General features: G+C 28.8%; 11 protein-coding genes. 10 read left to right on the top strand and 1 reads right to left on the bottom strand.

What is annotated here, in order from left to right; genetic code table 11:
- The first annotated feature begins 92 nt into the window (after nt 1-92).
- The 10 genes from herA to HZY31_RS04890 all read left to right on the top strand — a co-directional run bounded on the left by herA (nt 93) and on the right by HZY31_RS04890 (nt 12000).
- Complete coding sequence (gene herA, locus HZY31_RS04935; protein WP_297318331.1) at nt 93-1826, top strand: DNA double-strand break repair helicase HerA; 1734 nt, start codon at nt 93-95, stop codon at nt 1824-1826.
- The gene (gene mre11, locus HZY31_RS04930; RefSeq protein WP_297318330.1) at nt 1816-3141 is read left to right on the top strand and encodes a DNA double-strand break repair protein Mre11; all 1326 of its coding nucleotides are present in this window, start codon (nt 1816-1818) and stop codon (nt 3139-3141) included. Before herA ends, mre11 begins: the two co-directional genes overlap by 11 nt.
- A 21-nt stretch (nt 3142-3162) precedes the next feature.
- The gene (gene rad50, locus HZY31_RS04925) at nt 3163-5817 is read left to right on the top strand and encodes a DNA double-strand break repair ATPase Rad50 (protein ID WP_297318329.1); all 2655 of its coding nucleotides are present in this window, start codon (nt 3163-3165) and stop codon (nt 5815-5817) included.
- A gap of 2 nt (nt 5818-5819) precedes the next feature.
- Complete coding sequence (gene nurA / locus HZY31_RS04920) at nt 5820-7160, top strand: DNA double-strand break repair nuclease NurA (protein WP_297318328.1); 1341 nt, start codon at nt 5820-5822, stop codon at nt 7158-7160.
- Nucleotides 7161-7197: 37 nt separating this feature from the next.
- Nucleotides 7198-7590: a PIN domain-containing protein gene (locus tag HZY31_RS04915; RefSeq protein WP_297318350.1), complete on the top strand. Its 393-nt coding sequence runs from the start codon at nt 7198-7200 to the stop codon at nt 7588-7590.
- A gap of 21 nt (nt 7591-7611) precedes the next feature.
- Nucleotides 7612-8433 (top strand): sugar phosphate isomerase/epimerase family protein, encoded by an 822-nt coding sequence (locus tag HZY31_RS04910; RefSeq protein ID WP_297318327.1) that lies wholly within the window; start codon nt 7612-7614, stop codon nt 8431-8433.
- A 100-nt stretch (nt 8434-8533) separates the two neighbouring features.
- On the top strand, nt 8534-9742 hold the full coding sequence (locus HZY31_RS04905) for an aconitase X (RefSeq protein ID WP_297318326.1): 1209 nt from the start codon (nt 8534-8536) through the stop codon (nt 9740-9742).
- A complete protein-coding gene (gene cbiB, locus HZY31_RS04900) occupies nt 9742-10665 on the top strand; it encodes an adenosylcobinamide-phosphate synthase CbiB (protein WP_297318325.1) in 924 nt (307 codons plus the stop codon). Before HZY31_RS04905 ends, cbiB begins: the two co-directional genes overlap by 1 nt.
- Nucleotides 10662-11735 (top strand): Clp1/GlmU family protein, encoded by a 1074-nt coding sequence (locus HZY31_RS04895; RefSeq protein ID WP_297318324.1) that lies wholly within the window; start codon nt 10662-10664, stop codon nt 11733-11735. Before cbiB ends, HZY31_RS04895 begins: the two co-directional genes overlap by 4 nt.
- 19 nt (nt 11736-11754) lie before the next feature.
- A complete protein-coding gene (locus HZY31_RS04890; RefSeq protein ID WP_297318323.1) occupies nt 11755-12000 on the top strand; it encodes an RNA repair domain-containing protein in 246 nt (81 codons plus the stop codon).
- Between the two features lie 6 nt (nt 12001-12006).
- On the opposite strand, the gene HZY31_RS04885 is transcribed toward HZY31_RS04890, so the two are convergent.
- Entirely contained in the window at nt 12007-13821 is a 1815-nt protein-coding gene (locus tag HZY31_RS04885) for a S16 family serine protease (protein ID WP_297318322.1), read from the bottom strand.
- Nucleotides 13822-13939: the final 118 nt, after the last annotated feature.

Raw genomic sequence — 13939 nt, 5'->3', positions numbered from 1 at the left:
ATAATTGATTTTGCTATAATCTTTTCATCTATTATTTGATAAAGATTTATATATATATTAGAGCATATTAAAGTATGTTAAAGGTGATATTTATGAATATTATTGAGGATGTTGTTGGTATAGTCAAAGGAGAGGCAACAGTTACAAATTTTAAATTTTCTGCTCATCCAGACGCTGAATTACGATTTGGAGAATTTGTTGTAGCTCAAAATAGAGAGGATGAATGGGTTATTGGCAATATTAGAAAACTTGAAAATATAAACTGGCTTCTCAGTGGAGGAAAAAGCACATATTATGCTTTACAATTAGATTTAGAACAATATGGAGATAGTATTGAATCCAATGAAGAAATCATAGCTACTGTAAGAATCCTTGGAAAAATTAAAATTAATGGAGAAAGAGTTGAGGTTTTGCCAAATAGAGTGCCTATTCCTAATGGTAGAAAGGTTTATCGTTTAAGTGATGATATTTTAAAGGCAATATTCAATCCCGGAATTGGATATATAGAAATAGGAAATCTCCTTTTGAGAGAAAGTGTTCCAATTTATTTAAATGCTGATGAACTCGTTTCAAGACATTTTGCAGTTTTAGCTGTTACTGGGGCTGGAAAATCAAATACTGTATCTGTGATGATTAGTCAAATTGTTGAAAAACTTAGAGGGACTGTTGTAGTTCTTGACCCTCATGGAGATTATATTAAGTTAAAACTTCCAAATACTGGAAAAGAATATGTGAAAATAATTGAAGCCAAAATAAAACCAGAAGAAATGGACAGTGAAGAATTGGCTGATTTAATTGAAATTGCCAAAAATGCAACAATTCAGAGAGAGTTTTTAGCCAAGGCATGGGAAACTGTTAAACATGAAAATCCAAATGTTGGGGGAAGAGAGATTATTGAAAAACTCATGGAAAAAATAAACGATTGGATAAGGAATAAAAAAGCAGAATATTGGGATGAGGGAAAGAAGAATTACTTTACTGAGGAACTCAAAGCAGAGAGAGTTGAAACTTTAAGAGGAGTAGTTCTAAGAATTAGAAGATTTCTAAGGAACTATGGAACTTTATTGACAAGTGAAGATTTAATCTCTCAAATTGAGCCAGGTAAAGCCAATGTCATTGATTTAGGTCATTTAGATGAGAGCCAAATGAAGGTTGTTGTTGGTAAGCTTTTGTATGCCATATTTGAGGCAAGGGTAGATTATGAAAAAGCAAGAAAGAAACTTGAACGAATAAAAGAAGAATTGAGAGAAAGTAGAGTAGTTAGAACTTCAAAACTTGAAAATGAAATAAAAGAACTTGAAAAAACTATGAAGGATATTGAAACTAAGAGTAAAGCCCTTGCTGAGCCAATCCTTCTTATTGTAGAAGAGGCACATATCTTTGCTCCACAAGGAGAAAATAACGATGCTGTAAGAATTTTAAGTAGAATTGCAAGAGAAGGTAGAAAATTTGGAGTAGGATTGGGAATAGTTTCACAAAGACCAAATAAACTAAATGAGGATGTTTTAAGTCAAACAAACACGAAGATAATTTTAAGAATTGTAAATCCAAAAGATCAGGATTATGTTCTCAAAGCGAGTGAGCAACTGAGTTCTGATTTACTCTCAGATATTGCCTCTCTTGGTAAGGGTGAGGCAGTAATAGTTGGTCAAGCAATTTCTCTTCCAGCTTTGGTTAAAATACACAACTTTAAATCTATGGGTGGGGATTACGGTGGTGAAGATATAGGAGTTGTTTCAAGATGGCTCAATAGAGAGGTTGAAGAAAAAAAAGAGAAAGAAATTCAAAAAATTTATGATGATGAGGGGATAAATTATGACCTTTAAATTTGCTCATATTGCAGATGTGCATCTTGGATTTGAGCAATATAGATTACCTTATAGATCTGAAGAATTTAAAAATGCCTTTGAAACGGCTATAAAAAAGGCTGTTGATGAAAAAGTTGATTTTATCTTAATATCTGGGGATTTATTCCACAGGAGTAATCCAAGTCCTCAAACAATTAAAGAGGCTATAGATATATTATCAATACCTAAAGAAAATGATATTCCAGTTTTTGCTATAGAAGGAAATCACGACAGAACTCAGAAGAAGATTTCTGTTTATCATCTCCTTGAATCTTTGGGATTAATATATCTTATAGGATTCAGTGAGAAAAAAAAGGAAAATGAATATCAAATTACAGAAAATGTTAATGGAAAATTAATCGTTAAAGGCATTTTTGAGAAGGGTAATAATAGTATTGAAATTTACGGAATGAAATTTATGAGTGCCGCGTGGTTTGAGAGAAATAATTTAAGTGATTACTTCAAACCAAATGGAGATGCAATATTAATGCTACATCAAGGAATAAAGGAAATTATGGACAATTTATATCTTGAAACTCAGAGAGATTACTTTGAAATAAGCCTTAAAGATTTACCAGACGAATTTCTCTATTATGCAATGGGACATATACACAAGATGTGGCAAACAAATAAAGGATATGGAATTGTTGCATATCCCGGTTCATTGCAAAGATGGGATTTTGGAGATTATGAGATAAGATATAGATGGGATGGAAATAGATTTCTGCAACAATCTGGATGTGATAAGGGCTTTTTTATAGTTGAAGACTTTAAGCCTAAATTTATAAAATTAAATGTAAGACCTTTCTATGATGTTAAGATAAAGGCAGATGAAAATGTTGTTAAAAGTGAATTAAAGAGGTTAGTAAATTATATTCCAAGTGAAGCATTCTTAAGAATTAATATTGAGTGGAAAAAACCTTTTGATGTTTCCTTTCTTCATGATATATTTAAGGTTAAATATCTACACATAAGAACAAAATTTGGAAAACATAGAACAATATCTACAAAAGGAACTACTGCGAGCGAATTCTTTACTCCTATAGAACTTAAAATAATTGAAAGAGTTGGAGAGAAGGACTTTGAAGAATTTGATGATATAATAAATCTTATTTTAGAGGAGTTAAATAGACCAATTAATATTGAAAAAGAGGAAGAAAAAACTGAAAAAAATGAAAATCTTCAAAAAACTGAATTAAAATTGGAAGAAAATATAAAAGTTCAAAAAACTGAGGAAAATATTAAAAAAATTACTCCAAATAAAAAATATACACTTTTAGATTGGTTGAAATAATTTAAATATGGGTGAGAAGAAATGAAAATAGAAAAAATCATTGTGAGGGACTTTCGTTCCCATGAATTTACCAAAGTAAGTTTTACATCTGGAATAAATCTTATAATTGGACAGAATGGTTCTGGAAAAAGTTCTCTACTTGATGCTATTCTTGTTGGATTATACTGGCCCACAAGACCTAAAGACCTTAAAAAAGATAACTTCCTCCGAGTTAATGGGAAGAGTACAGAAATAACGATATTCTTCGAAAAAGATGGAGTAAAGTATCAAGTTCATAGAAACATAACGAGGAATATCGCCTTTGCTAAATACTATGATAATGGCACTTGGCACCATGTAACTGAGGCAAATCACATTTCTGTTAAAAATTGGGTAGAGAAACTAATTCCTTATGACATTTTTGTCAATGCTATTTATATAAGGCAGGGAGAAATTGATGCAATTCTTGAAAGTGATGAAAGTAGAGAAAAAGTTGTGAGAAAGGTGTTAGGGCTTGATAAATATGAAAATGCATATAAAAATCTCCTTGAAGTAAGAAAAGTGATTGAATCAAAAATTAAAGGAATTGAAGAATATTTAAATGCTATGAAAAACATAGATGATATGATTAAAGAGTATAAAAATAATTTAAATAATGTTATTAAAGAGATAGAAGAAATTTCCCCTCAAATTCCAAAAATTAGAAATGAAATTGATGCCCTTAGAAAAAAATTAGAAAAACTTGATAAAATTGCCAAAGATATTGAAAACTTAAAAGAAAAGAAATCTGAAATTGAGAAAACACTTGAAAGAATAGATACAAGGGTAAAATCCCTTAATAATTCCATAGCTGAGAGAGAGTCAAAAGTTAAAGACCTTGAAGAAAAAGTTAAAGAACTTGAGAAAATTAAAGATGATGCAGAAAAGTATATAGAACTTGAAAAATTTTATAATGAATACAGTGAAATAAAATCTAAGGCAGATAGAGAGATTAAAGGTTATGAGGGACAAATATCTCAGATTGAAGAACGACTTAATGAGTTGGAGAAAAAGGCTAATGAACTTAAAGAATTACAAGAGAAAATATCAGAAATTGATAAACAGCTTAAAGAACTGGAAGAATATGTTAAACAGTATGAGGAATATTTAAGAATTAAAAATACTATTGAATCTCTTAGAAAACGGCTTAGTTTAGATGAAGATAATCTAAAAGAACTCAAATCTGAAATTGAAAAAGCCAAATTAAGAAAAGAAGAGATTCTCAATGAAATTAGAGAAATTGAAAAGAGAAAAGGGGAATTAAAAAATGCTATAAGGGAGAAGGAAAAGGCTATTCTTGAACTTAGAAAAGCCAAAGGTAAATGTCCAGTCTGTGGTTCTGAACTAACAGAGGAACATAGACAAGAGTTAATTAAAAAATACACTTTAGAAATAGAGAATTATGGAAAAGAATTGAAACATCTACATAATAGAGAACAAAACCTTAGAGCAGAACAAGTAAGAGTTGAAAATATTTTAAAGAAAGAGAAGATTATTATAGCCAATGAAGAGATTCTCAATCAAATAAAAGAAAACGAAGAGAAACTTTCTAAATATAATCTTGAAGAACTTGAAAAAAAATTTAATAAATATAATAATCTTTTATCTGAAAAAAATAAACTCGAAGGTAGATTAAAGGGTATTCATGATGAATTAAGGAATAAAACTGTATTAGAAAAAAGAAAAACATATTTAGAGAGAAAAATTTATGAAATTAAAAATTATTTACAAAAATATAATGTTAAACTTAAAAATCTTGGATTTGAAAATATAGAAACTTTAAAAGATGAGATTGAGAGATTAAAACTAATTTATGAAAAATATATAAAACTCTCTGATTCAGTTAAAGAATTAATAAAAGAAAAAAATCTACTTGAAAATGAAATAAATGAATTAAATTTCCTTAAAAAGAAAAAATTTGAAGTAGAAAAAGAATTAAATGACGTAAAAGAAAAGTTAGAAAATCTTGAAAATAGTTATAGCAAAGAAGAACATGAAAGAGTTAGAAATGAGTATATTGAAAAGAGGGAATCCCTTAGAGAGGCAGAAACTGAACTTAAAAATCTTGAAAAGAGGAAAGAAGACCTTTCCAAAAACTTAGATAAATTAAAAAATGAAAAAGAAAAAGTTGAAATTAAGAAAAAAGACCTTGAAAACTTAAAGAAAGTTAAAGAAAAAGTTCAAGAACTAAGAGAAAAAGTTAGAAAGTTTAAAAATATCCTCAAAGAAGATGCCTTGGCAAAAGTTGGAGAATATGCAAGTGAAATTTTTGAAGAACTAACAGAGGAAAAGTATTCCAATGTAACTGTAAAGGCTAAAGATAATAAAGTTGTTCTTGGAATTGTTTATGATGGAAAAGAGAGAGAGTTATCCTTCCTTAGTGGTGGGGAAAGAATAGCACTTGGATTAGCTTTTAGACTTGCACTATCTTTATACCTTGCTGGAGAAATCCCATTACTAATAATGGACGAGCCAACACCATATCTTGATGATGAAAGAAGGAGAAGGCTCGTTGATATAATGGAGTGCTACCTTAAAAAAATTCCTCAAGTGATAATAGTTTCTCACGATGAGGAATTAAAAGATGCCGCAGATAAAGTAGTTAGAATTAGACTTGAGAATGGTGTCTCGAAAGTGGAAGAGGTTGAGGTGTGTTAAAAATGTATCGTTTAATTTCAAAAAATCACGCTGATAAAATTTTAAAAATGCTCACCGATGAACTTAAAGAGGTAGAATATATTTTAAATGAAAAAATTGATTGGAAACCTCTACCAGAAAAGAGAGAAAGTAAGGTTTATGCCATTGATGGTAGTCAAGGAAAGGCAAGGCTTAGTGGAACTATTATCTATACTGTTGCATCTTATGCCTTTGGTAATGGAAAAAATGCTCGTTTTGTCTATACTAATGCTATGACATACAATCATGGAATTTCCGACCAAATTATTAGGTTGCAGATGGAAACACTTGAAAATATGCTTGGCTCTATAGTTGGAAATAATGAATATACTATATTAATGGATGGAACTCTTACAGGTTCTTTGACGAGACCTCCAGTTTATCCAGAGAGCGTTAGAGGAATAACTACTGTGATGAATGCTTTAGGTGAGAAATGTTTAAAAAAACTTATTGATGATTTTATCAATAGACTTAATTATCACTATGAAGAACTTGAAAAAAAGCTTGAAGAAAAAAGAGAAATATATGATTCTGTAATATTGGCAGATGATGTTGTAGAAGAATATTCAGAATTTTATAAAGCTATGGAAGGTTATTCATATAGAGATGCTCCAATTCCAAGTAATCTTAAAAAACTGAAAGTTTCATTAGAAAGTCTGATGGAATCTGCTGAAAAAGGGAAGACAATTGAAGATGTTATATATCACTATCTTTCTGAATATGGAGAAGAAAGAACACTAACTATTGAAGATGCTAAAAACACTATCCATGTAGTTTTGAGTTACCTTGAATATCTCTACTCCCTTGAAAGACTTCTCCAAAGAGAACTTATATACATTGCAAAGAGCTTCTACAGTAGAAAAATTACTTCAAAACTTGGCATCAATACAGTTGATGTTCCATTCCTTGATGTATATTTATTAAAAATTTACGGTGAAGAAATTCCGGGATACTATGTTATTTACGACCCAGAAAGAGATTATAAAAAGAATATATCTCACTGCTTACCAAGGGTTTTAAGAAACTACTTTCCAACAGTTCAGGAGTTCATAGAAAAAGGAGTTCCCTCAGCATACATCAGGACGATGAAGGGGGGAGTAATATATTTACTTCAATCTAATAACCTAATTGATGATGAACTAATAGGAAAACTTCTTTGGCACGAAAATAGTGGTTACATAAGACCTCTTCAAAAATCTCATGAGGGAGTAAAGATTGAGCAACATATATTTAGGATAGAACTCGATGCCCTAATGAATTACTTAAAGAGAAAAAATAAAGAGTTGAGAGTTTTCATAAAATATGGTAGGTCTCCTTTGGAGTGATAATTTCTAAATAAAAAATAAAAGAGGGTGATTAATTATATACAAAATAGTTCCAGACACAAACTTTCTAATTTATGTTTTTAAACATAAGATTAACTTTGACTATGAAATAGAGAGGGCTATAAACTCAAAATTTGAAATTGTTATATTATCCCCTATAAAAGAAGAGTTAGAAAAGTTATTAAATAATCCAAATTTAAAAGGTAAAGAAAAATTATCTATTAAATTGGCTCTTAATAAAATAAAAAATTATAAAGTAATAAACTATGAAGGTTATGCAGACGAAGCTATTTTAAAGTATGCCCTACAAAATAAAAATGTTATCGTGGCTACGAATGATAAAGAACTTAAAGAGAAATTGATAGAAAATAATATTCCAGTTATGGTGGTTAGGCAGAAAAAATACTTTGAAGTTTTTGGAATGCTATAAAAAATAGTTTGGTGATTAAATATGAGATTTGGAGTTTCATCATTAGTTTTTTTACCAGAGAGTTTAACATCCTCATTGGAAAAGATTGCTGAGCACAACTTTGATGCTTGGGAAATTGTTTGCGAAGGAACTCATTATTTATCTCCAAAAAACATAAAGTATCTTATGGAGTTAAAAAACAAATATGAAGTTGATATTGTAGTTCATGCTCCTTTTGCTGACTTAAATCCAGCATCTATGAATGAAAGAGTTAGAAGATTAACTGTTGAGTGTATAAGAGATGCCATTGAAGGGGCTTTTGAATTAGATTCTGAAGTTGTTGTAGTTCATCCTGGATACATTCCAGAACTTTGGAGTAACTATGTAAATGACATCTTAGATAACAACTTTTCAACTCTCTCAGAAATCGTAGAAATAGCAGAAGATTATGGAATAAAAATTGGCTTGGAAAATATGCCAAATTATAAAGGGCTCTTAGGAACTACTCCTGAGTCTTTATTAGAAATTGTCAAAGAGCTTGATTCAAAAAATTTAGGAATAACTTTTGATATAGGGCATGCAAATACTGTTGGAAATCCTTCAGAATTCGTTGAAAAACTTCAAAACATTGGAATTGGGATAATTCATATTCATGCCCATGACAATAATGGATATGAGGATGAACATTTAAAGATTGGAGAAGGAAATATTAACTTTATTGAAGTTTTAGAAAAATTAAAAGAAATTAAGTATGATGGAATAATAAGTATAGAAAATAAAAATATAAGAGATGCTGTAAAAAGTAAGGACATTTTAAAGGAATATTTAGAAATTGCTAATGAAAGATTGTTTGAAAAAAAATAAAATAAAAGAGTAATTTATTATTTTATTTTTTGGTTAAATTATTTTTATTTTAATTCTAAAGTTTGGTTATTTTAACCTAAAAAAGATTTTGGTGGAATAAATGTATCTTACAAAAGAGGAGGAGAAAATTTTAGATGGAGAATATGGAGAAATTTTAAGAAAATGTATGAATTTACTTGTTTCGTTAGGAGAAATATATGGGGCTGAAAGATTAATTCCAATAAAATCTGCTCAAATTTCTGGGGTTTCATATAAGACAATAGGAGACATTGGATTGGAATTTTTAGAGGATTTTTCTAAAGAAAATGTTAAAGTTAAGGTTCATTCTACATTAAACCCAGCTGGAATGGATTTAGATATATGGAAAGAATTAGGCATAAGTGAAGAATTTGCTAAAAAACAGTTAAGAATAATAGAGGCGTTTAAAAAAATGGGCGTTGAAATTGGTTGCACTTGTACTCCTTATTTAACTGGAAACCTACCTAAATTTGGAGAACATATAAGTTGGGCAGAAAGTTCAGCAGTATGTTTTGCAAATTCAGTTATTGGAGCACGAACAAATAGAGAAGGAGGACCTTCAGCATTAGCATCAGCAATTATTGGAAAAACACCATACTATGGTTATCACTTAGATGAAAATAGAAAAGCAAATTATATTATAGAGTTAGACAGCCAATTAATAAAAAATATTGATAAAGAAGAGAGTTTTTATGGTGCCTTAGGTTACTTAGTTGGAAAAATTGTAAAAAATGGAGTTCCTTATTTTGAAAATTTATACAAACTAAATCCCAATAATGATGACTTAAAATCCTTAGGGGCGGCAATGGCAGCAAGTGGTGGAGTTGCCTTATACCATGCTAAAAATTTGACAGCAGAGTGTAAAGTTAAAAATGTTATTAATGATAAAGTTGAAAAGATAACTATTGGAATTGATGATATAAAAGAGAGTTATGAAAAATTAAATACAACAAACGAAGAGCCTGATTTAATTTGTATTGGCTGTCCCCACTGCTCTCTAATGGAAATTAAAAAAATTGCTGAAATGTTAAAGGATAAGAAATTAAAATCTGATTTATGGGTTTGCTGCTCTTTACATATTAATAGTATAGCAGATAGAATGGGATATACAAAGATAATTGAAAAGGCAGGAGGAAAAATAATTAAAGACACTTGTATGGTTGTCTCTCCAATTGAAGATTTAGGTTATAAAGTTGTAGCAACAAATTCTGGAAAAGCTGCAGTTTATTTACCAAGCTTTTGTAAAAGTGAGGTAATTTTTGATGATTTAAAGAATATAATAGGGAAATAATGTTAAATCCAGCAATACTAATTTTAGCAGTTATTTTTGATAGAATAATTGGAGAACTTCCTGAAAAAATTCATCCAACTGTTTGGATAGGTAAATTAATATATTCCTTAAAAAAAATATTTAAATCTACGAACTGTGAGAATATATATAAGGATTTTTTATTTGGTTCTATAATTACTTTAATAACAATATCTGTTGTTGCTATAATTTCAATTTGTGTAGAAAAAATTGTTTTATCTCTATATTTTCCTTTAAACTATTTAGTATATGCTTTTTTACTATCAACAACTATTGGATATAAATCTTTATTCGAATTCTGTAAAAAACCAATTTTGTACATTAAAGAGGGTAACATTGAAAAAGCAAGAGAATCAGTTCAGCATATTGTAAGTAGGGATGCATCTAAGTTAGATAAGGAACATATTCTCTCTGCTGCTATAGAAAGTTTGTCTGAAAACATAACTGACAGTATAATTGGAGCTTTATTTTATGCAATTATTTTTGGATTGCCTGGAGCTTTTGTATATAGAGCAATAAATACATTAGATGCAATGATTGGCTATAAAAATGAAAAATATTTATGGTATGGAAAATTAGCAGCAAGATTGGATGATATAGCAAATTTTATCCCTTCAAGAATATCTGGACTATTATTAATAATAACTGCTCCATTTTATAAAGGAAGCATAAAAAAAGCAATATATGGATTTTTAAAGGAAGCTAATAAAGTTCCATCTCCTAACTCTGGCTATACAATGGCTACATTGGCTAACGCTCTAAACATAACCTTAGAAAAAATTGGGCATTATAAATTGGGTTCTGGAAAAATAGACATTGAAAAATCTCTAATGGCTTTTAAGGCTGTTGATTTTACAGTAATTACATTTTTAATAATTTACAGTTTAATCTGGTGGTTACTATGATGAACAAATCTCATTATCCATCAGAAGTTCCAGATGATAGATTTGAGGTTTTAAATAATCTTAAAGATAGTCAAAAGCCCATTAAAATTTTAATACTTGGAGGATTAGACAGTGGAAAAACTACTCTAACTACTTTTTTAGCTAATGAACTTTTAAATTTAAATTATAAAGTGGCTATAATTGATTGTGATATCGGACAAAAAAGTATTCTACCCCCAGCAACTATAAGTTTAGCATTTCCAGAAACAAATTTTAACAATTTGTATGAACTTAAACCTTATAAAAGTTATTTTGTTGGTTCAACTACTCCAATTCAATTTTTTGGGGAGATGATTGTAGGAACTAAGTTACTGTGTGATTGTGCTAAGGATATGGCAGATGTTGTTATAGTTGATACAACTGGATTAATTTCTGGCTCTGGGGCAGAGTTAAAGAGGATGAAAATAGAGATGATTAAGCCAGATGTTATAATAGGTTTGCAAAAAAGAAATGAACTTAAACCTATATTAAAGGTCTTTGAAGATAAAATTAAAATTTTTTACTTAAAAGTTTATGAAAATGCAAAATCATTTAGTAGGGAAGAGAGAAAAGAACTTAGAGTAGAAAAATGGAGAGAATACTTTAAAACTTCAAAAATTTATAATATTGGTTTTAATGATGTAATTATTAGTGGAACTAAGATATTTCAAGGAGAGAAGATTTTGGAAGATGAAAAATACCTATTAGAATCACTTTTTAAATGGAAAATACTCTATGGAATTAAATGTGAGGGAAGATATACAATAGTAAAAAGAGATTTGGTAAATATGCCAAGACAGGTTGATAAAAACATTCTATACTACATTGAGCCAGAAAGATTTAACAACTTAATAGTTGGATTAATTGATGAAGAGGGCTTTTGCATTGGATTGGGTATATTAAAAAATATAAATTTTGAGAATGAAACATTAGAGATACTATCCCCCATTAATGAAGATGAAATTAAAAATCTTAAAGAAATAAGGTTTGGAAGAATAAAAGTTAATGAAAATGGGGAAGAACTTGGTTTATTAGATAGAGATTTAATATAATACTTATAGATCTGGAATTATGCTCAAGGAAATATTAAATAAACTCTTTTGGCATCCAAATTATAAGGATAACATAGATAATTTTGAGATTGTTATAATACATAGAGGAGGTAAAGATAATAAAAAAGTAATTCCATTAAGTGAGGTTAAAATTAAAGGAAATTATTTGTATTTGATATATGAAGATACTTACATTCCATTACATAGAATATTAGAGATTAGAAACAAAATGACAGGAGAAGTTTTATATAAAAAGATTAAATAAAATGATTTATGAAGATAAAACTTTTCTTGAGAAATAACCTCCAGTGAATCCAATTAATCCTCCAACTATTGCAGAAATTATTATATCAGAAATATTGTTATTTGAAGAACTTTCATTAACTACATAACTACTGTTAGATATTATAACTTCATTTTCCAATACCTTTTGAATCTCTTTATTATTTTTATTTAACTCTTTTATAACATCTACATCCATTTGAGCATAGTATGAACTATATTTATAGTACATTATTTTTAATAAATCATTATCTAAACTTCCAGCATATTCATAATAACTTAAGGCTGAAATTGGGATAATTCCTAAGGCTTCAGCCATATTTATTTTATTCCGTGCATATTCTTTTAAGTAATTTAGATAATCTTTATCTTCAAAAATTACTAAAGGTATTTCAGATTCTACACATGAATCTATACTTTTAGCAATTGTTAGTAAATAATCTCCATGATTATATGCTTTTTTAGCGGCATCTAAATCATCTATAGCTTCATCACTTACTAAATTAGGATATAAGGTGTCAACATATGTTGTAATTGTTTCAGCATTATCTAAATATTGCTGAGCTAAAGATTTTAGAGAGGATTCATTTATTATTTTATTATTGCTATTATTATAATTATTTTCACATAATGTAACCCACCAAATTGCACTTTCACCTCTCAACTTTGCAAAACTACCGTATTTTATAGCATCATCATAGTTTCCTAAATAGTAAGATTTCCATGCTTTATTTAATAAACTCTCAGCCTCAGATATTCTAACTCTTCCAGCTAAAATCTCTTCAAAGTTATTTAAAGTTAAATTTTTTGAATAAACTACTTTTTTATCATAATCTATTTGACTCTGAACATTGTTAAGATACGTTTTAATATTTTCATCTCCTGTAAGATATTTTATTGTATGGTCGATTGTTTCTAATTTAATTAGTGCGTTAAATGCTGAACATGTTGCTGAATAATATTTTTCATCCATATATTCATCGTTTGCCTTATCTAATAATTTTTTAGCTTCTTTTAATTCAGATGATAGCTTATTTTGATAATTATATCCAAAATATTCGTTATTTAATTCATTGGAGATATTATCATATTTCTCATTTGCTGTTTTCAAAATTTTATCACATAATTTTTTCATTATTTTTTGATATTTTTCTTCAATAATTGGATTTTCAGGATATTTCTTCATAGTAATCTTTTTATTTGTAAAGTATGGAAGTGCTTCATAAATACTTCCGACCTCTATAACCTTAATACCCAATTTTTGTCCAAATTTAACAGCGTCTATTTTCATATTATTTTCAGTAACATATCTTTGCCCTTTTGGGATTAACATAATTGTACAGTTTGCCTTTTTAGCGGCTTCTATTTTTTCTAATATTCCTCCAACTGGGCCAATACTTCCATCTGGGTTTATAGTCCCAGTCATCATAACATTGTGGTTAATGCTCCAATTCATTAATGAACAGATAATTCCAATAGTCATTGTTGCTCCGGCAGAAGGTCCTCCAACTACTGGAACATCACTTCTTACAGTAATATAGACATTATATTTATTCATATCCTTTCCAGTAATCTCTCCAGCAACTTTTGCCGCAATTCTTGCTGAACCTTGCATATCTAACTGTGTTAATGGCAAAGTATCCATAAAAACACGTCCATTTCCTTTAGTAACATTTATTTGTATACTTATAGGGACCCCTTCTGGACCTCTATCAGTTAAAGAAACTGCTGGAGCTTTTATAATTATAGCAAGGGATGAATTTAAAAATATAAATAAGAATAGCAATGTTAGTATTTTTTTCATAATATCACCTACTTATTATTTAAAGATAACGTTATAATTGTTATAATTATTTTATATATTATTTTTCACAAATTACATTTCGAAACGAAAAATATATATATATCTTATAACCAAATAC

The sequence above is a fragment of the Methanocaldococcus sp. genome (genome assembly GCF_024490875.1).
Classification (GTDB): Archaea; AGJL01; Methanococci; order Methanococcales; family Methanocaldococcaceae; genus Methanocaldococcus.
This window is presented reverse-complemented; position numbering and strand designations above follow the sequence as displayed.

Excerpts from the sequence above, each read along its gene's own strand:
- herA (WP_297318331.1), top strand. The coding sequence starts at position 93 with ATGAATATTATTGAGGATGTTGTTGGTATAGTCAAAGGAGAGGCAACA.
- mre11 (WP_297318330.1), top strand. The coding sequence starts at position 1,816 with ATGACCTTTAAATTTGCTCATATTGCAGATGTGCATCTTGGATTTGAG.
- rad50 (WP_297318329.1), top strand. The coding sequence starts at position 3,163 with ATGAAAATAGAAAAAATCATTGTGAGGGACTTTCGTTCCCATGAATTT.
- nurA (WP_297318328.1), top strand. The coding sequence starts at position 5,820 with ATGTATCGTTTAATTTCAAAAAATCACGCTGATAAAATTTTAAAAATG.
- HZY31_RS04910 (WP_297318327.1), top strand. The coding sequence starts at position 7,612 with ATGAGATTTGGAGTTTCATCATTAGTTTTTTTACCAGAGAGTTTAACA.
- HZY31_RS04905 (WP_297318326.1), top strand. The coding sequence starts at position 8,534 with ATGTATCTTACAAAAGAGGAGGAGAAAATTTTAGATGGAGAATATGGA.
- cbiB (WP_297318325.1), top strand. The coding sequence starts at position 9,742 with ATGTTAAATCCAGCAATACTAATTTTAGCAGTTATTTTTGATAGAATA.
- HZY31_RS04895 (WP_297318324.1), top strand. The coding sequence starts at position 10,662 with ATGATGAACAAATCTCATTATCCATCAGAAGTTCCAGATGATAGATTT.
- HZY31_RS04890 (WP_297318323.1), top strand. The coding sequence starts at position 11,755 with ATGCTCAAGGAAATATTAAATAAACTCTTTTGGCATCCAAATTATAAG.
- HZY31_RS04885 (WP_297318322.1), bottom strand. The coding sequence starts at position 13,821 with ATGAAAAAAATACTAACATTGCTATTCTTATTTATATTTTTAAATTCA.